Annotated in this window: 21 protein-coding genes; 16 read left to right on the top strand and 5 right to left on the bottom strand. The window is 64.6% G+C overall.

Translation table 11 applies throughout. The features are described 5' to 3' along the window. A complete protein-coding gene (locus JX25_RS11040) occupies positions 1-780 on the bottom strand; it encodes a Stf0 family sulfotransferase (RefSeq protein ID WP_164876114.1) in 780 nt (259 codons plus the stop codon). A gap of 123 nt (positions 781-903) precedes the next feature. Here JX25_RS11040 and galE point away from each other — a divergent pair, with 123 nt between their 5' ends. Continuing rightward, on the top strand, positions 904-1,890 hold the full coding sequence (gene galE / locus JX25_RS11035) for a UDP-glucose 4-epimerase GalE (RefSeq protein ID WP_128255028.1): 987 nt from the start codon (positions 904-906) through the stop codon (positions 1,888-1,890). Here galE and JX25_RS11030 read toward each other — a convergent pair. Next, a complete protein-coding gene (locus JX25_RS11030; RefSeq protein ID WP_128255027.1) occupies positions 1,880-2,320 on the bottom strand; it encodes an NUDIX domain-containing protein in 441 nt (146 codons plus the stop codon). The genes galE and JX25_RS11030 overlap by 11 nt on opposite strands. 71 nt (positions 2,321-2,391) lie before the next feature. On the opposite strand from JX25_RS11030, the gene hslO reads away from it, so the two are divergent. From hslO to JX25_RS10995, 7 genes are all read left to right on the top strand, one after another. Further along, complete coding sequence (gene hslO / locus JX25_RS11025; RefSeq protein WP_128255026.1) at positions 2,392-3,369, top strand: Hsp33 family molecular chaperone HslO; 978 nt, start codon at positions 2,392-2,394, stop codon at positions 3,367-3,369. Then, positions 3,359-3,913, top strand: a complete 555-nt coding sequence (locus JX25_RS11020) for a CoA pyrophosphatase (RefSeq protein WP_128255025.1) — start codon at positions 3,359-3,361, stop codon at positions 3,911-3,913. The genes hslO and JX25_RS11020 overlap by 11 nt, the downstream gene beginning before the upstream one ends. Next, complete coding sequence (locus JX25_RS11015) at positions 3,910-5,022, top strand: CCA tRNA nucleotidyltransferase (RefSeq protein WP_128255024.1); 1,113 nt, start codon at positions 3,910-3,912, stop codon at positions 5,020-5,022. The genes JX25_RS11020 and JX25_RS11015 overlap by 4 nt, the downstream gene beginning before the upstream one ends. Before the next feature lie 54 nt (positions 5,023-5,076). After that, positions 5,077-6,918: an ABC transporter ATP-binding protein gene (locus tag JX25_RS11010; protein WP_128255023.1), complete on the top strand. Its 1,842-nt coding sequence runs from the start codon at positions 5,077-5,079 to the stop codon at positions 6,916-6,918. Further along, on the top strand, positions 6,915-8,762 hold the full coding sequence (locus tag JX25_RS11005) for an ABC transporter ATP-binding protein (protein WP_128255022.1): 1,848 nt from the start codon (positions 6,915-6,917) through the stop codon (positions 8,760-8,762). Before JX25_RS11010 ends, JX25_RS11005 begins: the two co-directional genes overlap by 4 nt. After that, complete coding sequence (locus JX25_RS11000; RefSeq protein ID WP_128255021.1) at positions 8,759-9,997, top strand: class I SAM-dependent RNA methyltransferase; 1,239 nt, start codon at positions 8,759-8,761, stop codon at positions 9,995-9,997. The genes JX25_RS11005 and JX25_RS11000 overlap by 4 nt, the downstream gene beginning before the upstream one ends. Before the next feature lie 78 nt (positions 9,998-10,075). Further along, positions 10,076-10,579, top strand: a complete 504-nt coding sequence (locus tag JX25_RS10995) for a L,D-transpeptidase family protein (RefSeq protein ID WP_128255020.1) — start codon at positions 10,076-10,078, stop codon at positions 10,577-10,579. 33 nt (positions 10,580-10,612) lie between these two features. On the opposite strand, the gene dalA is transcribed toward JX25_RS10995, so the two are convergent. Then, on the bottom strand, positions 10,613-11,149 hold the full coding sequence (dalA, locus tag JX25_RS10990) for a divisome-associated lipoprotein DalA (protein WP_128255019.1): 537 nt from the start codon (positions 11,147-11,149) through the stop codon (positions 10,613-10,615). Between the two features lie 179 nt (positions 11,150-11,328). Here dalA and JX25_RS10985 point away from each other — a divergent pair, with 179 nt between their 5' ends. Beyond that, the gene (locus JX25_RS10985) at positions 11,329-11,934 is read left to right on the top strand and encodes a L,D-transpeptidase (protein WP_128255018.1); all 606 of its coding nucleotides are present in this window, start codon (positions 11,329-11,331) and stop codon (positions 11,932-11,934) included. A 146-nt stretch (positions 11,935-12,080) separates the two neighbouring features. Beyond that, positions 12,081-12,272, top strand: coding sequence for a hypothetical protein (locus JX25_RS10980; protein ID WP_128255017.1), 192 nt, complete (start codon positions 12,081-12,083; stop codon positions 12,270-12,272). Between the two features lie 60 nt (positions 12,273-12,332). Here the strand turns inward: JX25_RS10980 and hemH are convergent, their stop codons facing one another. After that, a complete protein-coding gene (gene hemH, locus JX25_RS10975) occupies positions 12,333-13,346 on the bottom strand; it encodes a ferrochelatase (RefSeq protein ID WP_128255016.1) in 1,014 nt (337 codons plus the stop codon). 49 nt (positions 13,347-13,395) lie between these two features. After that, positions 13,396-14,181, bottom strand: coding sequence for a methyltransferase domain-containing protein (locus tag JX25_RS10970; protein ID WP_128255015.1), 786 nt, complete (start codon positions 14,179-14,181; stop codon positions 13,396-13,398). A gap of 24 nt (positions 14,182-14,205) precedes the next feature. Between JX25_RS10970 and JX25_RS10965 the strand changes: the two genes are divergently transcribed. From JX25_RS10965 to JX25_RS10940, 6 genes are all read left to right on the top strand, one after another. After that, positions 14,206-14,913, top strand: coding sequence for a ComF family protein (locus JX25_RS10965; RefSeq protein WP_128255014.1), 708 nt, complete (start codon positions 14,206-14,208; stop codon positions 14,911-14,913). A 28-nt stretch (positions 14,914-14,941) separates the two neighbouring features. Further along, positions 14,942-15,199 (top strand): glutaredoxin 3, encoded by a 258-nt coding sequence (grxC, locus tag JX25_RS10960; protein WP_128255013.1) that lies wholly within the window; start codon positions 14,942-14,944, stop codon positions 15,197-15,199. Positions 15,200-15,203: 4 nt separating this feature from the next. Next, positions 15,204-15,650 carry a MarR family winged helix-turn-helix transcriptional regulator gene (locus JX25_RS10955; RefSeq protein WP_128255012.1) on the top strand — a complete coding sequence of 149 codons (447 nt, stop codon included), beginning with the start codon at positions 15,204-15,206 and terminating at the stop codon, positions 15,648-15,650. After that, positions 15,637-16,356, top strand: coding sequence for an NAD-dependent epimerase/dehydratase family protein (locus JX25_RS10950; protein WP_241557912.1), 720 nt, complete (start codon positions 15,637-15,639; stop codon positions 16,354-16,356). Before JX25_RS10955 ends, JX25_RS10950 begins: the two co-directional genes overlap by 14 nt. Continuing rightward, a complete protein-coding gene (locus JX25_RS10945; protein ID WP_128255011.1) occupies positions 16,353-16,967 on the top strand; it encodes a sugar transferase in 615 nt (204 codons plus the stop codon). Before JX25_RS10950 ends, JX25_RS10945 begins: the two co-directional genes overlap by 4 nt. A 114-nt stretch (positions 16,968-17,081) precedes the next feature. Continuing rightward, on the top strand, positions 17,082-18,992 hold the full coding sequence (locus JX25_RS10940) for a polysaccharide biosynthesis protein (RefSeq protein ID WP_421780729.1): 1,911 nt from the start codon (positions 17,082-17,084) through the stop codon (positions 18,990-18,992). Positions 18,993-19,038: the final 46 nt, after the last annotated feature.

Genomic DNA, 19,038 nt, shown 5'->3' with positions numbered 1-19,038 from the left:
CTATGTCAGAAGATGTGTTCTGGCCTCGGCAAGATAACGTGCGCGGAAGCTGTCATTGATCGCATCAGCCTGCCGGGCGATAGTTGGTTTGCGCGATTTCCAGTCCTGAAGGTCGAGGTCCAGAAGCTTGCCGATCCGCAGCACTGCCTTGCGTGGGCGTGCGACGATCTCCTCGTATGTCACCTCGATGCGGGGCATCTCGAAAATCGTGCATAACATCTGGATCGCGTTGGCGGACATCTGTGCCGCCCCGATCAGGTGTGAAATCTGCGCTTTGTCATAGACTGGCTTCACATCTTCCCCGCGCTGCATGCTTGTCCAGCGTTTGGTCTGGTGGGCGATCTGGTATGAAACAGCCTGTCCCAGAACATCGTCGCGGGTGATGTGGATGATCTTCACCCCGTCATACATGGCAGGAATGCGGAACCGGTGAAGCATCAGGATCTGGTCCCACGATGCCTTGAACCCATGGATGGGCTTTCCCTCGGACAGCACCTCGCTTCCAATGCGGATAAGATCGGGGAAGGTTCCTGCATTCCACTGTTCTGCCTGCTGAAGCACCGTGGAATGGTTCAACTGTTCGTAGAACCCCGAAAATACCGGCGTCGAGCGTAGATGATCTGCAAGAAGGTTCGACCCGCTGCGGTTCGAGAAGGCAAGCAGGTAAAGCGGATGGTCGAAAACGGGCCTGTCACCCGTGAAGATGGCGCGATCGCCGAAGTGGCGGCGGATTTCCTTCTCGTGGATACCACCTTGCGAAATGAACTTCATCAAATCCATGCGCACCTCATCATTCAGCGTTCGTGCGTTATGGTGCCGGGGAACAGCAAGGTCAATGAAGCGGCTAGCCAACATGACGATGCTTGGCTAGGGTCGGGCGGAATGATGCAAGGTCGTGGATCGATGACACAACACGTTCTGGTAACCGGCGGCGCAGGATATATCGGGGCGCATGCCTGCAAGGTCCTTAAGGCGGCGGGTTTCAAGCCAGTCACCTTTGACAACATCTCTACGGGGTGGGAACAGGCGGTCAAGTTCGGGCCCTTGTTCAAGGGCGACCTGATGAACCGGGCCGACATCGATGCGGCACTTGCACAATACAAGCCGGTGGCCGTGATGCACTTTGCCGCCCTGTCGCTGGTGGGGGAATCCATGAAGGATCCCGCCACGTATTGGCGCGTGAACGTCAACGGGGCGCTTAACCTTCTGGAGGCGACGGTGGCGGCAGGCATCCGCAACTTCGTCTTTTCCTCCACCTGCGCAACCTATGGCGATCAGGACGGTGTTCTGCTGGATGAAACAACGCCGCAGCGCCCGATCAACGCCTATGGCGGATCGAAACTCGCGATCGAGGAGATGGTCAGGAACTTTTCTGCCGCCCATGACCTGAACCACGTGATCTTCCGTTATTTCAACGTGGCCGGCGCCGATCCCGAGGCCGAGGTGGGTGAACAGCATACACCCGAAACCCACCTGATTCCGCTGATGCTGGATGCCGTGGCCGGGAAACGTCCTGCACTGACGGTTTACGGAACGGACTATGATACCCGCGACGGCACCTGCGTGCGCGATTATGTTCATGTGATGGATCTGGTCGACGCCCATGTGCTTGGGCTGAAATGGCTGCTGGATGGCAACGAAAGCCGCATCTTCTGCCTTGGCACCGGCAACGGCTTTTCTGTCCGCGAGGTGATCGAGGCGTCCCGCACCGTCACCAACCGTGAGGTTCCTGTCATCTATGGCAGCCGCCGTCCCGGCGATGCGGTCACCCTGGTTTCGGGATCCGAAGCTGCCATCCGCGATCTGGGCTGGCAGCCGAAGCGGTCGACCCTGCGCGACATGATCGGTGATGCATGGCGCTGGGCGCAGGCGGAACCGTTCAGCGCCTGATCGCCAGCTTCAGCATCTCCCTGTCCCCGTCGCTTGCCAGCGCTTCCAGCGCGTCGGCGATGGGCAGCCACAGGGCGTGGTGGCCGGCCTCGGTCGGCGGGCCGATGTGCAGGGTGGGGCGGGCAAGGTGGATCATGCACACCTTCTCGGCCCACTTGTCATATTCCGGCATGAATACGAACCGGCGGAAGGTGCCCAGCCGCGGCCCGATGGCGATGTGCCAGCCGGTTTCCTCCATCACCTCGCGGTGCAGGGCGGCCACGGGGTGTTCACCCGCATCGATGCCGCCGCCGGGAAGCTGGATTTCGGGCGTCGGCGCCTCTTGCAGGGTGGTCAGCACGCGGCCGTCCCGCAGGCAGACCGCATAAACACCTGCCCGGCGACGGTAACGCTGCCCCGGGCGGATTGCCTCGCCATATCGCCGGATCATCCCCTTGGGCCTCTTGGTTGTCGTTCCTACATAGTCGCGGTATGCCAAGGCCCGAGCCTCAAGGGAACCCCATGACCATTGCAACGCAAATCGCCTGGGACGATACCGTCCTGCCCTTCCAGCTTGACCGTTCCGACATCCGCGGACGGGTGGTCCGACTGGACGGCGTTCTGGACGAGGTGCTTTCCAAACACGACTATCCCGCCCAGATCGAGGCGCTGGTGGCCGAGGCCGCCCTGCTGACCGCGCTGATCGGCCACACGATCAAGCTGCGCTGGAAGCTGTCGCTGCAAATCCGCGGCAGCGGCGCGGTGAAGCTGATCGCGACCGATTATTATGGCCCCACCGATGATGGCCAGCCCGCCCGCATCCGCGCCTATGCCGGATTCGAAGCCGCGGATCTGACCGATGCCCCCGCCTTCGAACAGCTTGGCGACGGTTATTTCGCGATCCTGATCGATCAGGGCGAAGGCACGGTGCCGTATCAGGGCATCACGCCCATTGCCGGCGGTTCGCTGTCCAAATGTGCCGAGACGTACTTTGCGCAATCCGAACAGCTTCCGACACGGTTCGAGTTGTCCTTCGGCCGTTCACATCTGCCGGGCGGGGTTGAAGGCTGGCGGGCGGGCGGCGTGATGCTGCAGCACATGCCCAAGGCCTCCCCTTCGGTGGGCGAACCTTCGGGCGATGCCGGCTTGCTGACCCATGCCGACATCCTTGGAGGCGATGAAGGGGACAACTGGCTGCGCGCCAACTATCTGCTGGACACGGTGGAGGATCTGGAACTGATCGGCCCGAACGTCGCCCCGACGGAACTGCTGGTGCGCCTGTTCCACGAAGAAGGGCCGCGCGTTTACGACAGCCAGCCGCTGACCTTTGGCTGCACCTGTTCGGAAACCAAGGTGCGCGATGCGCTGGAACCCTATCCCGCGGACGAGATTGCCGAGATGGTGACGGAAAACGGTCTTGTGACGGCCGATTGCCAGTTCTGCGGCGCGCATTACGAATTTGACCCGACGACATTGGGGCAGAACGGGGATGACGCGTGACGCGCTGATCACGGCGCTGGCGCGCGATGTCGCGCCAGAGGATCCAATCCTGCCGGACGGCCCGGTGCCGCGCCCGGCAGCGGTTCTGATTGCAGTGCAGGACGGGCAGCTTTGGCTGACCCGTCGCGCCTCGGGGTTGCAGCACCATCCGGGGCAGATCGCGCTGCCGGGCGGCAAGGTCGACCCCTCCGATTCAGGCCCCATTGATTGTGCCCTGCGCGAGGCGGAAGAAGAGGTCGGCCTTCCCCGCCACGCTGTCGATGTTCTGGGTGTTCTGCCCGACCAGATGACCGGAACCGGATTTTCCATCACTCCCGTGCTGGCCGGGATCACGGCCCCCTTCACCCCCTTCGTGCAGGCGGGCGAGGTGGAGGAGGTGTTCACTGTTCCACTGTCGCATGTTCTGAAGCCGGGCAGCTATATCCGGCACGTCCGGCCATGGGCCGGCCAGATGCGCAGCTATTGGACGGTGCCGTGGGGGCCGTATTACATTTGGGGCGCAACGGCGTCGATCTTGCGAAACCTCGCGATGAGGATGGCATGAAGCTGACCGGCGACTGGCTTGGCCCTGCAGCCCCCGTTTGCGCCATGCTGGCACGGGCGGGGCATCGCGCGCTCTTCGTGGGGGGCTGTGTGCGCAACGCGCTGCTTGGCGCGCCGGTCAGCGATCTGGATATCGCCACCGATGCCTTGCCCGCGCGGGTGATGGAACTGGCCCGCGCCGCCGGATTGCGTGCGATCCCCACCGGCATCGATCATGGCACGGTGACCGTGCTGGCCGATGGCCGCCCTTACGAGATCACGACCTTCCGGCGCGATGTGGAAACCAACGGGCGGCACGCTGTTGTCGCCTTCTCCTCCGACATTGCCGAGGATGCGGCGCGGCGTGATTTCACCATGAACGCCCTTTACGCCGAGGCGGACGGCACCTTGATCGACCCTCTGGACGGCCTGCCGGATCTGCTGGCACGACGCGTCCGCTTCGTGGGCGATCCCGCGGCCCGGATCACCGAAGATTACCTGCGCATCCTGCGGTTTTTCCGCTTCCACGCCATCTATGGGCAGGGCGGGCCGGATCCTGAGGGACTGGCCGCTTGCGCCGAACATGCCGAAGGTGTGGAAACGCTGTCTCGCGAACGGGTGGGGGCCGAGGTGAAGAAGCTGCTGGCAGCATCCGATCCTGCGCCCGCCATTGCCTCCATGGCGGCGGCAGGGATTCTGGCACGCGTCGTGCCGGGCGCGGATGCAACCGCGTTGCCGGTGCTGGTGCACCTGGAGGCGGGCGTTGCGCCCGATCCCATTCGGCGGCTGGCCGCGCTGGGCGGGCAGGTCGATCTGCGCCTGTCGCGCGCCGAGGCAAGGCGCCTGTCGCTGATTTCCGATGCCGCACGCGAAGGCGCGGACATGGCCGAACTTGCCTATCGCCACGGCGCGGACCTTGCGCGGGATGCGGCGCTGGTGCGGGCGGCGCTGACGGGGATGCAGCCCGACCTGTCGCGCATCGCTGCCGCCGCCGCCGCGCGGTTTCCGGTTGCCGCCTGCGATCTGATGCCTGCCTTCAGCGGTGCTGCCCTCGGCCAGCGCCTGAAAGAGCTGGAGGCGCGGTGGATCGCATCGGGTTTCACCCTCACCAAGGACCAGCTTTTGGGCTGAGCATGTTTTCGTCACGCGTGGGCGCTATATCCCTCGGGCAATCAGAGGCCCGCCATGCTCCGTTTCTTTGAAAAGCTCGTTGATCCCTACGCCCCTTATGACCTGACAGACACGCCCCCTAACCGGCTTTGGCCCTTCCTGAAGGGGTACATGCAGCCGTTCCGGAAGGTGTTCGCCGCCACGGGGCTGCTGTCGGTCATTGTCGCGCTCAGCGATCTGGCGTTGATCTGGTATGTGGGGCGGGTGGTGGACCTGCTGTCAAATGGCACCCCCGCCGAGGTGTGGGACATCTATGGCACCGAGATCGTGCTGGTGGCACTGGCGATCCTGTTCCTGCGGCCCATCGTGGCGGCGGCCAATACGGCCCTGCTGCACAACGCCATCCTGCCCAATTTCGGCACGCTGATCCGCTGGCGCGCCCACCGCCACGTGCTGCGCCAGCCGGTCGGCTGGTTCGAAAGCGATTTCGCGGGCCGGCTGGCCAACCGCATCATGCAAACGCCGCCCGCCGCGGGGGATGCGGTGTTCAACATCTTCGACGCCGTGGCCTTTGCCGTGACCACCGCGATCGGCAGCCTTGTGGTGCTGGGGCAGGCGGATGCGCGCCTGATGGTGCCATTGCTGATCTGGTTCGCCGCCTATGGCCTTCTGATGCGCTGGACGGTGCGGCGTGCGGGGCCGGCGGCGAAGGCTTCCTCGGATGCGCGGTCGGCCGTGACGGGGCGGGTGGTGGATGCCTATACCAACATTCACTCGGTCAAGCTTTTCGCCCATGACGACCGCGAGGAGGCCCATGCGCGCGAGGCGATCGAGAAGGCACGCCAAGCTTTCGCATACGAGATGCGGATCGTCAGCCGCATGGATATCAGCCTGACCGTCATCAACGGCGTGATGATCGTGGGTGTGATCGGCTGGGCGGTGCTGCTTTGGCATCAGGGGGCGGCGACAGTGGGCGTGGTTGCGGCGGCCTCGGCGCTGGTGCTGCGGCTGAACAACATGACCTATTGGATCATGTGGGCCACGCAGCAACTGTTCCAGTCGCTTGGCACCATCGCCGAGGGGATGGAAAGCATCGCCCAGCCCATCGCCCTGACAGATGCCAAGGGGGCGGGCGATCTGCACCTGACCGAGGGGCGGATCGATCTGGACCATGTCAGCCACCATTACGGGCGCGGATCGGGTGGATTGCATGACATCACGCTGACCATCCGGCCCGGCGAAAAGCTGGGTGTCGTCGGGCGGTCCGGTGCGGGCAAATCCACGCTGGTGAAGCTGCTGCTGCGGTTTTATGACGTGGAAGGCGGGGCGATCCGCATCGACGGGCAGAACATCGCCAGCGTCACGCAGGCCAGCCTGCGCGGCGCCATCGGCATGGTCCAGCAGGACCCAAGCCTTCTTCATCGCAGCGTGCGCGAGAATATCCTTTACGGCCGTCCCGATGCGACCGAGGAGGAGATGATCGAGGCTGCCAAACGGGCCGAGGCGCATAATTTCATCCTGACGCTTCAGGACAGCGAAGGACGGCAGGGCTATGACGCGCAGGTCGGCGAACGCGGGGTGAAGCTTTCGGGCGGTCAGCGCCAGCGCATCGGGCTGGCCCGCGTCATCCTGAAAAACGCCCCCATCCTTGTGCTGGACGAGGCGACATCCGCGCTGGATTCCGAAGTGGAGGCCGCCATTCAGGATTCGCTTTACGGCGTCATGGCGGGCAAGACGGTCATTGCCATCGCGCACCGGCTGTCTACCATCGCGCATATGGACCGGATCCTCGTTCTGGATCAGGGCCGCATCGCCGAGATCGGCACCCATGACGAGCTGCTGGCGCAAGGCGGCCTTTACGCCCGTTTCTGGGCGCGCCAGTCCGGCGGCTTCATCGACGCAGACGAGGACGCATGAACGACTCCCTCCGCCGCCTTGGCGGCATGATCGACGCCTTCCGCCCCGCAGAAGGCCAGCCGCCCGCCAAGCTGGGCCGGTTCTTTCTGTGGTGCCTGAAGGGATCATGGCCTGCGCTGCTTCTGGCGGCGTTCATCTCCTGCCTCACCGGTTCGCTGGAGGTCATCTCCGCCTCCATCCTGGGCTGGGTGATCGACGGGGCCCAGGCAGCGGGGCCGCAGGCACTTTGGTCCGACGGGTGGTACCTGCTGGGCGGGTTGTTCGTGTTCTTCATGCTGCTGCGTCCGTTCTTTTTCGGCCTTTCCTCGGCTTCGAACGCGATCATGGTGCAGCCGAACGTGTTCCCGCTTGTCCTGTCGCGCCTGCATCGCTGGACGATGGGGCAGGACGTGACCTTCTTCGACAACGATTTCGCCGGCCGCATCAGCCAGAAGCAGATGCAGGCCGCACGGGCCGTGACGGACGTGGCGGCGGAAACGATCAACACGGTGGCCTTTGCGCTGGCCTCGGTCATCGGCTCGGCCATCTTCCTGATTTCCGTGGATGGCTGGCTGGCAGGGGCGCTGGCGGTGTGGTTGATCGCCTATGTCGTTCTGATCCGCTTCTTCATGCCGCGCGTGCGCAAGAATTCGGCGGCGCGGGCATCAGCGCGGGCGATGGTGTCGGGGCAGGTGGTGGACACGATCACCAACATCAAGACGGTCAAGCTGTTCGCCCACAGCGCGTTCGAAGATCGCGTGGCCCTTCAGGCCATGGGCACCTTCCGCGATCGCAGCCTTGATTTCGGCGTCATCTCCACCCTGTTCCGCGCTTCTCTGATGCTGCTGTCGGGGGTGTTGCCGGTGGTGCTGATCGGCGGCACGCTGATGTTGTGGCAGCGGGGGCAGGCCTCTATCGGGGATGTTGCGGCTGCGGGTGCCATCGCCATGCGGCTGGCGCAGATGTCGGGCTGGGTCAGCTTCACGCTGATGTCCATCTACACCTCCATCGGCGAGGTGGAGGATGCGATGAACACGCTGTCACGGCCGCACAAGCTGCCCGACGCGCCCGAGGCCGTGAGCCTTCCCGCCATCCGCGGCGAGGTGTCCTTCCGCGGCGTCACCTTCACCTATGGCGGGCGGCACGGTGGCGTCCACGATATCGACCTGACGATCGCGCCGGGCGAAAAGCTGGGCATTGTGGGGGCTTCCGGGGCGGGTAAGTCAACGCTGGTGGCGCTGCTTTTGCGGCTTTACGATGTGGAAAAGGGCGCGGTCCTGATCGACGGGCAGGATGTGCGCCAGATCACGCAGGAATCCCTGCGCCGCCAGATCGGGATGGTCACGCAGGAAACGGCGATGTTCAACCGTTCGGCCCGTGACAACATCCTGTATGGCCGCCCCGAGGCGAGCGATGATGATCTGAAAGCCGCCGCCCGTGCCGCCGAGGCTGACGATTTCATCGAAACCATGACGGACCATCAGGGCCGTTCGGGCTATGACGCCTATCTGGGCGAACGGGGGGTGAAACTGTCCGGTGGCCAGCGCCAGCGGATCGCGCTGGCCCGCGCCTTCGTGAAGGACGCCCCGATCCTTGTGTTGGACGAGGCGACTTCGGCGCTGGACAGCGAGGTCGAGGCCTCGATCCAGCTGGCGCTGGAAAAGGTGATGGAAGGCAAGACCGTGCTGGCCATTGCCCACCGCCTTTCCACTATCGCCGAGATGGACCGGATCGTGGTGCTGGAACAGGGCCGCATCGTCGAGGAAGGCGCACACGAGAAGCTGTTGCAGAAAAACGGGGTTTACGCCCGCTACTGGAATCGGCAAAGCGGCGGCTTCCTTGGAATGGATGAGGCGGCGGAATGAGACTGGTTGCGGATCGCTTGGGTCATCGCGGGGATGCGGTGGCTTATGTTCCTGGAACGGAGGGGCCTTCGGGCCCCGTCTTCATTCCGCGCGTCCTTCCCGGCGAGGTGGTGGAGGGCGAGGTCACGGGCGACCGTATGGCCGCGCCATCGATCATCACCCCCTCGGCCGATCGGGTGAAGGCGCCGTGCGTGCATTACCGGACCTGCGGAGGCTGTTCGCTGCAGCACGCATCGGACGATTTCGTGGCCCGCTGGAAGCGCGAGGTGGTCGTGACGGCGCTGGCGGGGCAGGGGCTTCAGGCCCCGGTGGGCGAGGTGCAGACATCGCCCGCCCGCACGCGCCGCCGCGCCACCCTGCACGGGCGGCGCACCAAGAACGGGGTTCTGCTGGGGTTCCATGCCCGCGGGTCGGACACGCTGGTGGCGGTGCCGCACTGCCTGCTGCTGACGCCGTCGCTGAAAGCGGCATTTCCGGCGCTGGAGGCGCTGGTGAAGCTTGGCGGCTCGCGCAGCACGGAACTGGCGCTGACGGTCACCGACAGCCTTGGCGGGCCGGATGTGGCGGTGAAGGGCGGCAAGCCGCTGGAGCCGCTGCTGCATGGTGATCTGGCTGCGCTGGCCGAAGGTTTCGGCCTTGCCCGCCTGACATGGGATGACGAGGTTGTGGCCCTGCGCACACCTCCTGCACAGAACTTCGGCCCCGCCCGCGTTTCGTCCCCTTCGGGCGCGTTCCTGCAGGCCACGGCGGAAGGGGAGGCGGCGCTGGTGGCCTTTGTCCGCGCCTCGGTCCGGGGGGCGAAGAAGGTGGCGGACCTGTTCGCCGGATCCGGCACCTTCGCGCTGCCGCTGGCACAGGAGGCCGAGGTGCACGCGGTGGAAGGGGATGCCGCCATGACCGCCGCGCTGGATCGTGGCTGGCGCGACGCCCAGGGTCTGAAGCGCGTCACGACCGAGGCGCGGGACCTGTTCCGCCGCCCGCTTGAGGCAGACGAGTTGAAGGGCTTCGACGCCGTCGTCATCGACCCGCCGCGCGCGGGGGCGGAAGCGCAGGTGAAGGCGCTGGGCCGCAGCAACGTGCCGCTGGTCGCGATGGTGTCGTGCAATCCCGTCACCTTTGCCCGCGATGCCCGCATCCTGATCACGGCCGGATACAAGCTTGATGCGGTGGCGGTGGTCGATCAGTTTCGCTGGTCCACCCATGTGGAGCTTGCGGCGAAGTTCACCCGTACGTGAGCAGGGCGTGCAATTCGGACCTATGCACTTGCCCCGATTCTGGGGTATTTTTGGCAAAACTCCAAAAACGGCAGACTAATGCGGGCAGTGAAGACGTTTATCGCGCTGGCGCTGATGACAGTGCTGGTTTCGTGCGGCAGTGCGCCGCCCAGCACGTTCAAGACCTATGACGGGCCTGCAATCACCCAAATCCAGGTCCAGAAGGCGAATCGCAAGATGTACATGCTGAGCGGGACGCAGGTCGTGAAGGCTTATGACATCGCGCTGGGCTTTGCCCCCGAAGGGCACAAGCAGTTCGAAGGGGACGGTAAAACCCCCGAAGGCACCTACTATATCGATCGCCGCAATCCCAACAGCGCCTTTCACCTGTCGCTGGGGGTATCCTATCCCAACGCCAACGAGCGCATTCACGCGCTGGCGAACGGCAAGCTGCCGGGGGGCGACATCTTCATCCACGGCCAGCCACCGGGCCGGCAGACGCAGGGCGACTGGACGTGGGGCTGCATCGCCGTGACGGATGAGGAGGTGGAGGAGATCTATGCCATGGTGCGCGATGGCACCGTCATCCAAATCCTGCCGTAGTGCAAAAGGCCCCGGAGTTCCGGGGCCTTTGTCTTACATGGCGCTGGCCATCTGTGGCATGTATCCGCCGCCGCCCGCACCGGTGACGATCGTCCACCAAAGCTTGCCCGTGGGCTCCTGATACCAGGCAAAACCCATGTCCGTGGCCGCCGGGTTCAGCACGACCTCGCGCGTGCCGACCTGCTTCATCCAGTCGCCCAGCGTCTCGATCTCGGTTTGGTAGGTTTCGGCGATATCCTCGCCCAGCAGGCTGCCGGTATACCCTGCGCGCTGTGCCCGCACCAAGGGCGAGGAGCCGTCGGAGCCGAAGTGCCACGGGCGGTTCTGAACCGACATGTCACGCGAATGGGTGGCGGCCGCTGCCGTCAGCGCCGCGTTCAGTTGCAGGGGGCGAAGCCCCCGCGCCTGACGCAGCGAGTTGACCGAATCCAGCATGCGGTAGGTAACCTCGGCCTCCTGCCCTGCCTCCACCCGGTAAACGCGCGGACTGCCGGCGGTCTGGGTGGGACCGGGCGAACAGGCTGAAAGGGCGACCGCCCCGCAGATCGCAAGGATGGAGAGGTGTTTCATGTCTGTCCCGTAGAAGATTTCAGCAACGCTTCTATTCAATTCCATACGCCGCGGCAAACGCAACTCTGCGTGACATGACAGCGATGCTTGCTTCGTGATTTGCCGCCTTGCAGAGGGGCCGGTATGATGCGCGGCGATCGCCGCCGATTTTCGTTGCGGATCGACTGAGGAGAACGAGAATGGGTGACGGAATCAACCGGCGGGCACTTCTGGGCGCTGCGGCTGCGGCTGCGGCAGGCTCTCTTGCGCTTCCGGCCTTCGCACAGGCGCAGAACACCGTGATGCAGGGCACCACGCAGATGGAAGGCCCCGCCACGACGCGGTCCAACGTGTCCAGCTTCCGCATGCTGGACTGGCGCAACCACTTCGACAACACGCGCAACGGCGCGATTCTGGTGGACCTGACGTCGCGGGCGCTGCACTTCTGGTCGGAAGATCAGGCGACGTACAAACTCTATCCCTGTTCCATCCCGCTTTCGGAAGATCTGACACGCCGGGGCCGCACTCAGGTTGTGGAGATGCGGGAGAATCCGTCCTGGCGCCCGACACCCTCCATGCGCGAGCGGAACCCTGAATGGCCGGAGGTTGTTCAGGGCGGTGCACCCGATAATCCGTTGGGCGTGCGGGCCCTGTATCTGTCATGGCAATACTACCGAATCCACGGTACACATGACACGCGCAAGATCGGCCGCGCATCCTCCAGCGGCTGCGTCGGGCTGTATAACGAGCACATCGTGGAGTTGTATTCGCTGTGCAAAGTCGGCACCCAAGTGTTGCTAATTTGACAACGTATCCGAGTCTTTGAAGGAACCAGAACCTGCCGATTGCATTCACGTTACCGAGATGCTTATGCATTTCGTACGAGGAACAGTCTTGGATGCGCAACGTCGCCTCTGAAAGCAAAGACGTTGAGCAGTAACTGGAGGTCAAAATGAAGAAACTCGCACTCGCCGCCGCTCTCTCGGTCGCCGCTACTTCCGCCTACGCAGGCGGCATGGCTGAGCCGGTCATGGAGCCGGTCATGCAGCCGACCGTTGTGGAAGAAAACACCTCTTCCTCCTCGGCCGGTGTGGTCGTTCCGCTGCTGCTGCTGCTGGTCGTCGCTGCTGCCGCTGCTTCCTGATTTTTCAGGAAAAACAGAATCAGGGAAAGGCGGTGGAGCGATCCACCGCCTTTTCCTTTTTCACAGCCAGCCGGTCAGTTCCTCGCGGATGATCTGCGCCATGGCGGCGATATGGTCGGCGCGGTCGTTCAGGCAGGGGATGTAGGTGAAGCGTTCGCCACCTGCATGAAGGAAGGCCTCGCGGATCTCTCCGTTGATCTCCTCCAGCGTTTCGATGCAGTCGGCCGAAAAGGCGGGCGCGACAACGGCGATGTGGCGGCGGCCCTGCTTCGCCAGTTCTGCCACATGTTCCACCGTGTAGGGGCGCAGCCATTCTTCCGGGCCGAAGACGGACTGGAAGGTGGTCTGGATGGCATCCTTTTCCCAGCCAAGTGCTTCACGCAGCAGGCGCGTCGTTTTCTGACACTTGCAGTGATAGGGGTCGCCTTCCATCAGATAGCGCTTCGGCATTCCGTGATAGGAGGCAATAAGAACCTCGGGCTTGTCATCCAGCGCATCCCACGCTTCACGGACAGAACCGGCCAGTGCACCGACATAGGCGGGGTGGGCAAAGTATTCCGGCATGGTGCGGACCGCGGGCGCACGGAACTGCTTCATGACCGCGCGGAAGAAGGCGTCATTGGCGGTAGCCGTCGTCGCACCCGCATATTGCGGATAAAGCGGCACGAACAGGATCTTATCGCAGCCGGCATCCACCATCGCCTTTACCTTCGATTCGGTCGACGGATTGCCATAGCGCATGCAGAAATCGACCATCACCTCGGGCAGTTCGGCGGCCAGTGCGGCGGTCTGGTCCTTCGTGATCGTCATCAGAGGGCTTTCGCCCTTATCGTGATTCCAGATGGATTTGTAATTCGCCCCCGAGGTGAAAGGCCGTTTCGCCAGAATCACAGTTTGCAGAAGCGGCTGCCATTTCCAGCGCGGGTAATCGATCACGCGGCGGTCCGACAGAAATTCTGACAGATAGCGGCGCATGTTCCAGTAATCATACCCGTCTGGCGTTCCCAGGTTGGCCAGCAGAACACCGACCCGTCGCGGTTTCATGGGCGGGTGATCGGACGGAAGATGGGACATGACGCGGCTCCTTTGGCTGGCATCTGAGATACGCGCCCTGTCGGGAGCGTCAATCCTTCGGGCGCAGCGCCTCGGCAAGGCTGTGGGTGGCCGATCCCGGGCGCAAGGGCTGCGGCTGGCTGTCGGCAGGGGCCCAACCCGTCAGCCACACCGTTTCCACCGTTGCCCCAACGCGCCCATCGGCATCCCCGAAAGCCTCGTGATACCGGCGTGCCGCTTCCATCAGAACTGACCGTTTCGTGAAATGGCGGGGGCGTCCGGTAAGGGCCGAGGTTTCGCCCATCGCCCGCAGATCATGCATCAGGTGCAGCGCATCGCGATAGGTGACACGGCGCGTGAAGGTGTCGGCCACCGGCAGCGCCAGCCCCGCCCGCTGCATCAGCCCGCCCAGATCGCGGATGTCGGCCATCGGCAGAACGCGCGGGGAAAGCCCACCGCTGACGGCGGCCTCCGCCTCGGCCAGAACGGCTCGCAGTTCATGCAGCGTTTGCCCGCCAAGGGTCGCGCAAAGCAGCAGCCCGTCGGGGCGCAGGGCACGGCGGCATTGCACCAGTTGCCCCACCGGATCATTCGCCCAGTGCAGGCACAGGGCATGGATCACCAGATCCTGCGACTGCGGCTCCAGCTCCAGCACCTCGGCATCGGGAACCGTGCGGAAACCGGGCCAAAGCTCGGGAAAGGGCGTCACGACAACGGCGTCCGTAAACGTCCTGTTAACCTCGTTCAGCCTTTCCTGCGCTTCGGCCGCCACGTCCTCGTGCAGGAACAGCGCCTCGCGGGTGGCGCGGGCGCGGTGCTGCGTCAGGGCGGTGCGGTCTGTCAGCTGCGGTATCATGCGCCGCAATGTGTGGAGGCTCCGATGGGAATGCAAGCGGCGCTGCGAATCTTCTACCCTGCATCCTGTCTGTGCTGCGGGACCGAGGTGGCGGCCGAGGGTGGCCTGTGCCCCGCCTGCTGGCGCGACACCCCGTTCATCGGCGGCACTGTCTGCGACCGCTGCGGCGCTTCCATGATGGGCGAGGAGGGCGGCATCTGCGACGATTGCCTGACGCTGCAACCACCATGGAGCCGCGGTCGCGCCGCACTGGCCTATGGTGGCAACGCCCGGCGGCTGGTGCTGGCGCTGAAGCATGGCGACCGGCAGGATCTGGCGCGGCCGCTGGGGCGCTGGGTGGCCCGCGCGGCCGCGCCAGTTCTGATGCCTGACATGCTGGTGGCCCCCGTTCCGCTGCATTGGCTGCGGCTGATCCGGCGGCGATACAACCAGGCGGCGTTGCTTTCGGGGGCGCTGGCGAAGGCAGCCTCGCTGTCCCATGTGCCTGATCTTCTGGTTCGCGCCCGCAACACGGGCAGTCAGGAGGGCCATGACAGGCAGGGCCGGTTCGAGAACATGAGCGGAGCCTTGCATGTGAAGCGGCCGGCGCGGGTGGCGGGGCGGCACGTCCTGCTGGTCGATGATGTGATGACCACTGGGGCCACTCTTGCCGCCGCAACAGAGGCCTGTCTGGATGCGGGCGCGGCGGATGTGTCGGTTGCGGTGCTGGCGCGGGTCGGAAAAACTCCCTAGATAGGAAGAAAGCCGAAAGGAAGCCGCAATGAAAACCGTCGAGATCTATACCACCCCGACCTGCCCTTATTGCCATTCGGCCAAGGCGCTGCTGACGCGCAAGGGCGTGGCATATGTCGAAACCGATGTCAGCCGCGACCCCTCGCTTCGCACCGCCATGACCGAACGTGCGGGCGGAAAGCGCAGCGTGCCGCAGATCTTCATCGGCGGCACCCATGTGGGCGGCAGCGACGAGCTTCATGCGCTTGATGCGCGCGGCGGGCTTGACCCGATGCTTGCCGACTGAGCGGATGGCCGACCGCACCGACGATATCGCGATCTCGCTGTTCGGCGAGCTGTTCATGACCGACCAGCTTGCCCGCAACCGCATATCGAAGGTGCTGCCCAAAGGGATGGAGCTGTCGCATTTCGGTGTTCTGAACCACCTTGCCCGCCTTGGCGAGGAACGGACGCCGGCGCAGCTTGCCAAGGCGTTCCGCGTCACGCGCGGGGCGATGACCAACACGCTGGCCAAGCTGGAATGGGCAGGACACGTTCATATCCGGCCGGACTGGGATGATGCGCGTCGCAAGTTCGTCGCCATCTCTCCGGCGGGGCGGCAGGCGCGGGATGCTGCCGTCGAGGCTATCGTGCCGCTGGTGGCCGATGTTGTGCGGGCATTGGGGCCGGAAAAGGTGCGGGCGGTTCTTCCCGTCCTGCGCGAGATGCGGGTGCGGTTCGAGAATGCTGCAGACTGACCTGATCGTGACGGGCGCCACGGGGCGGCTGGCACGGCTGCTGCGCCCCCATTGGCCGGATGCCGTTTGGCTGGCGCGCGGGCAGGCATGGCCCGCCGGGCAGGGCGGGGTGATCCTGAACCTTGCCGGGGTGACAGATCCCGCCGGCCCGCTGGACGATAACGTGACCACGGCCGCCGCCGCGATCACCGAAGGGGCACGGCGGGGCGCGCGGGTGTTCCTGCTTTCCTCGGCCGCCGTTTATGGGCGCGGCGATCGGGATTTCAGTGAAGATGACACGACCGCGCCGCTGAACGCCTATGGGCAGGCCAAGCTGCGGATGGAGGCGCTGGCGGGCAGCGCGACGATCCTGCGGCTGGGCAACGTGGCAGGTGCGGATGCGCTTCTTGGCCGTGCTGCGGAGGAGGTGACGCTTGATCCGGCAGGCGAAAGCGGGCCTGTCCGGTCGTATATCGGGCCGGTCACGCTGGCGCGGGTGCTATGGGCGCTGATGCAGGCCCCTTCGTTGCCCCGCATCTTGAACATCGCCGAACCGCCGCCCGTCGCCATGTCGGCCCTGCTGGCGGCGGCAGGCATCCCCTGGCGCTTCGGCCCGCCGCGGGAAGGGACGATTCCCCGCGTCGGCCTCGATACGACCCGGCTGCAGGCGATCTGCCCCCTGCCCCCCGCCGATCCCGCGCGTATGGTGGCGGAGTGGCGGGGATGACGCCGCAGAAACGCCTTTTCGACATCGCCTTGGCGTTGGCGCTTTCGGTGCTGCTGGCGGCGCCGTTCCTGATCCTGTGCCTTTTGCTGCTGGCGGTGCAGGGGCGTCCGATCTTCTATGTTGCCGAAAGAATGAAGGCGCCGGGCCGGCCGTTCGCGCTGTGGAAGCTGCGCACCATGCGGCCCGCCGGCCCGAACGAGGCGGGCGTTTCGGGTGGCGACAAGGCCGCCCGTGTATCTCCCCTTGGCCGGATGCTGCGCAAGACCCGCGCGGACGAGATCCCGCAGCTGTGGAACGTGCTGCGCGGCGATATGAGCTTTGTCGGCCCGCGCCCCCCGCTGCGCCAGTATGTGGAGCGTTTTCCCGCGCTTTACGGGCAGGTGCTGCAAAGCCGCCCGGGCATCACCGGTCTTGCCTCGCTGCATATCCACCGGTTCGAGGAGCGTATCCTTGCCTCATGCCGCACCGCCGAGGAAACCGATATCGTTTATGTCCGCCGATCGATTCCTCGCAAGGCGAAGCTGGATCTGATCTATCAGGCGCATCAAAGCGTCTGTTTTGACCTTGTTCTGATCTGGCAAACGGCCCGCCGCGTCCTGCGTCGTAGCTGACGTGAAGAAATCCGCCTATCCCGCGGCTGCGGGCTTGCTCTATTTCCTTGCGAAACCTAAGCCGGGTAAAGGGCCATATCTGCCATTCACCGCCTGAACAGGAGATCAGATCGCATGTCCGTGCTGCGCGCCCAGGCGTTCCGCCTGTTCAACGGGATGACGCGCAGGCACAAGCAGGCGATCCTGCTGCTGACGGATATAATGCTGGCCCCACTGGCCCTGATCCTTGCGGTTGCGGTGATCCACAACGGGGTGATGTTCTGGCCAGCGATAATGCAGGTTGTGCCCCTGCTTCCGGCAATCGGCATTCTTGCGGGTGCGCTTTCCGTCCTGCTGCGCATCCATCGCATCCAGCTGAAGGCTTTCGAAACGCGGGCGATCCTGACCGTCGCCCTTGCTGCGGCGCTTTTGTCGGTTCTGCGTGGGGTATTCATCCTGACCACGGGGATGAACCTGCCGGGATCGATCGTGATCGTGTTCGGGCTGCTTTATTTCATTCTGTCGGTCGGAAGCCGGATGATGATGTTGTGCGCCTTGATGTGGGCGCTGCGGCAGGGCAAGCCGCCAAATCGCGTGCTGATCTATGGCGCGGGCACCACGGGCGTCCAGCTTGCGGCGGCCCTGCGGTCGCACCCGAGCATTTCGCCGCTGGCTTTCGTCGATGACAACGTTGCCATTCAAGGGCTGACGATTTCGGGCCTGAAGGTGATTCCGCCCGCAAATATCGCGCGGCTGGTCGAATCGCATGACGTGAAGCGGGTGCTGCTGGCCATGCCCTCCGCCTCGCCCACGCGGCAGACGCAGCTTGCCCGCCGGCTGGAGGAGAACGGCCTGAAGGTCATGGCGCTGCCCTCGTTCGCGCAACTGGTTGGCGAAGAGGCGCTGGTCGACCATCTGGCCCCCGTGGTGCCCGGCCGCTTTCTTAATCGCCGCCAGATCGAGGCCGTGCTGCCGGAGGGCGCGGATGCCTATACCGGCCGCGTGGTTCTGGTATCGGGTGCGGGCGGGTCTGTCGGGTCCGAGCTTTGCCGCCAGATCCTGGCCGCACGCCCCCGCCGCATCGTCTTATTCGAAGTGTCGGAATTTGCGCTTTACACGATCGAACGGGAATTGCGCGACATGGCCCGCGATCTGGAGGTGGAAATCTCTCCGGTTCTGGGCACCGTCACCGATGCACGTCTGGCCCGGATGGTGATGGAGCAGTACGACGTCGATGTTGTTTTCCATGCCGCCGCCTACAAGCATGTCCCGCTGGTGGAGGCGAACCCGCTGGCCGGTCTGGCCAACAACGTGCTGGGTACCCGCACCTTTGCCGATGCCGCGCGCGAGGCGGGGGTGGCGCGGTTCATCCTGATTTCCACGGACAAGGCGGTGCGTCCGACCAACGTGATGGGTGCATCGAAGCGGCTGGCGGAACTGGTCGTGCAGGACCTGGCCCGCCGCTCGCCCGGGACCGTGTTTTCGATGGTGCGCTTTGGCAACGTGCTCGGCTCTTCCGGTTCGGTCATCCCGCTGTTTCGCGACCAGATCGCGCGCGGCGGCCCCGTGACGCTGACGCATGAGGATGTGACACGTTTCTTCATGACCATCTCCGAGGCTGCCCGCCTGGTGATGCTGGCCGGTTCCTTCGCCGCCAATGACTGCGGGGGCGAGGTGTTCGTGCTGGACATGGGCAAGCCGGTGAAGATACGCGATCTTGCCCGCCAGATGATCGAGGCCGCAGGCTGCACCGTGCGCGATGCCGACAATCCGGACGGAGAGATCGAGATCGTGGTGACCGGCCTGCGCCCCGGTGAAAAGCTGCACGAGGAACTGCTGATCGGGGAGGGGCTTCTGACCACCCCGCATCCGAAGATCCTTCGCGCCCGCGAGAATTGCCTGTCCGAAACCGAGATGGCGGGCGTTCTGCGCCTTCTGCGATCCACCCTCGCGACAGGCGATTCCGGTGCTGCCATAGAGCTTCTGACCCGCTGGGTTGAAGGATACGGCCCCGAGATGGCGGTGGAAGCGACCGCTTCGGCATAAGGCCCTTTCCTCGCGCCGCATGTGGCGTATCTTCGGCACGACAATA

This window comes from Falsirhodobacter deserti, assembly GCF_004015795.1.
In the GTDB taxonomy this organism is placed as follows: domain Bacteria; phylum Pseudomonadota; class Alphaproteobacteria; order Rhodobacterales; family Rhodobacteraceae; genus Falsirhodobacter; species Falsirhodobacter deserti.
Note: the sequence above shows the minus strand (reverse complement) of the source record. Positions and strands in the feature narration are given on the sequence as shown.

Excerpts from the sequence above, each read along its gene's own strand:
- galE (WP_128255028.1), top strand. The coding sequence starts at position 904 with ATGACACAACACGTTCTGGTAACCGGCGGCGCAGGATATATCGGGGCG.
- JX25_RS10985 (WP_128255018.1), top strand. The coding sequence starts at position 11,329 with ATGGGTGACGGAATCAACCGGCGGGCACTTCTGGGCGCTGCGGCTGCG.
- JX25_RS10945 (WP_128255011.1), top strand. The coding sequence starts at position 16,353 with ATGACGCCGCAGAAACGCCTTTTCGACATCGCCTTGGCGTTGGCGCTT.
- dalA (WP_128255019.1), bottom strand. The coding sequence starts at position 11,149 with ATGAAACACCTCTCCATCCTTGCGATCTGCGGGGCGGTCGCCCTTTCA.
- JX25_RS11005 (WP_128255022.1), top strand. The coding sequence starts at position 6,915 with ATGAACGACTCCCTCCGCCGCCTTGGCGGCATGATCGACGCCTTCCGC.
- JX25_RS11010 (WP_128255023.1), top strand. The coding sequence starts at position 5,077 with ATGCTCCGTTTCTTTGAAAAGCTCGTTGATCCCTACGCCCCTTATGAC.
- hemH (WP_128255016.1), bottom strand. The coding sequence starts at position 13,346 with ATGTCCCATCTTCCGTCCGATCACCCGCCCATGAAACCGCGACGGGTC.
- JX25_RS10970 (WP_128255015.1), bottom strand. The coding sequence starts at position 14,181 with ATGATACCGCAGCTGACAGACCGCACCGCCCTGACGCAGCACCGCGCC.
- JX25_RS10965 (WP_128255014.1), top strand. The coding sequence starts at position 14,206 with ATGGGAATGCAAGCGGCGCTGCGAATCTTCTACCCTGCATCCTGTCTG.
- JX25_RS10950 (WP_241557912.1), top strand. The coding sequence starts at position 15,637 with ATGCTGCAGACTGACCTGATCGTGACGGGCGCCACGGGGCGGCTGGCA.
- JX25_RS10955 (WP_128255012.1), top strand. The coding sequence starts at position 15,204 with ATGGCCGACCGCACCGACGATATCGCGATCTCGCTGTTCGGCGAGCTG.
- JX25_RS11030 (WP_128255027.1), bottom strand. The coding sequence starts at position 2,320 with ATGATCCGGCGATATGGCGAGGCAATCCGCCCGGGGCAGCGTTACCGT.
- JX25_RS10940 (WP_421780729.1), top strand. The coding sequence starts at position 17,082 with ATGTCCGTGCTGCGCGCCCAGGCGTTCCGCCTGTTCAACGGGATGACG.
- JX25_RS10995 (WP_128255020.1), top strand. The coding sequence starts at position 10,076 with ATGCGGGCAGTGAAGACGTTTATCGCGCTGGCGCTGATGACAGTGCTG.
- JX25_RS11000 (WP_128255021.1), top strand. The coding sequence starts at position 8,759 with ATGAGACTGGTTGCGGATCGCTTGGGTCATCGCGGGGATGCGGTGGCT.
- grxC (WP_128255013.1), top strand. The coding sequence starts at position 14,942 with ATGAAAACCGTCGAGATCTATACCACCCCGACCTGCCCTTATTGCCAT.
- hslO (WP_128255026.1), top strand. The coding sequence starts at position 2,392 with ATGACCATTGCAACGCAAATCGCCTGGGACGATACCGTCCTGCCCTTC.
- JX25_RS10980 (WP_128255017.1), top strand. The coding sequence starts at position 12,081 with ATGAAGAAACTCGCACTCGCCGCCGCTCTCTCGGTCGCCGCTACTTCC.
- JX25_RS11020 (WP_128255025.1), top strand. The coding sequence starts at position 3,359 with ATGACGCGTGACGCGCTGATCACGGCGCTGGCGCGCGATGTCGCGCCA.
- JX25_RS11040 (WP_164876114.1), bottom strand. The coding sequence starts at position 780 with ATGGATTTGATGAAGTTCATTTCGCAAGGTGGTATCCACGAGAAGGAA.
- JX25_RS11015 (WP_128255024.1), top strand. The coding sequence starts at position 3,910 with ATGAAGCTGACCGGCGACTGGCTTGGCCCTGCAGCCCCCGTTTGCGCC.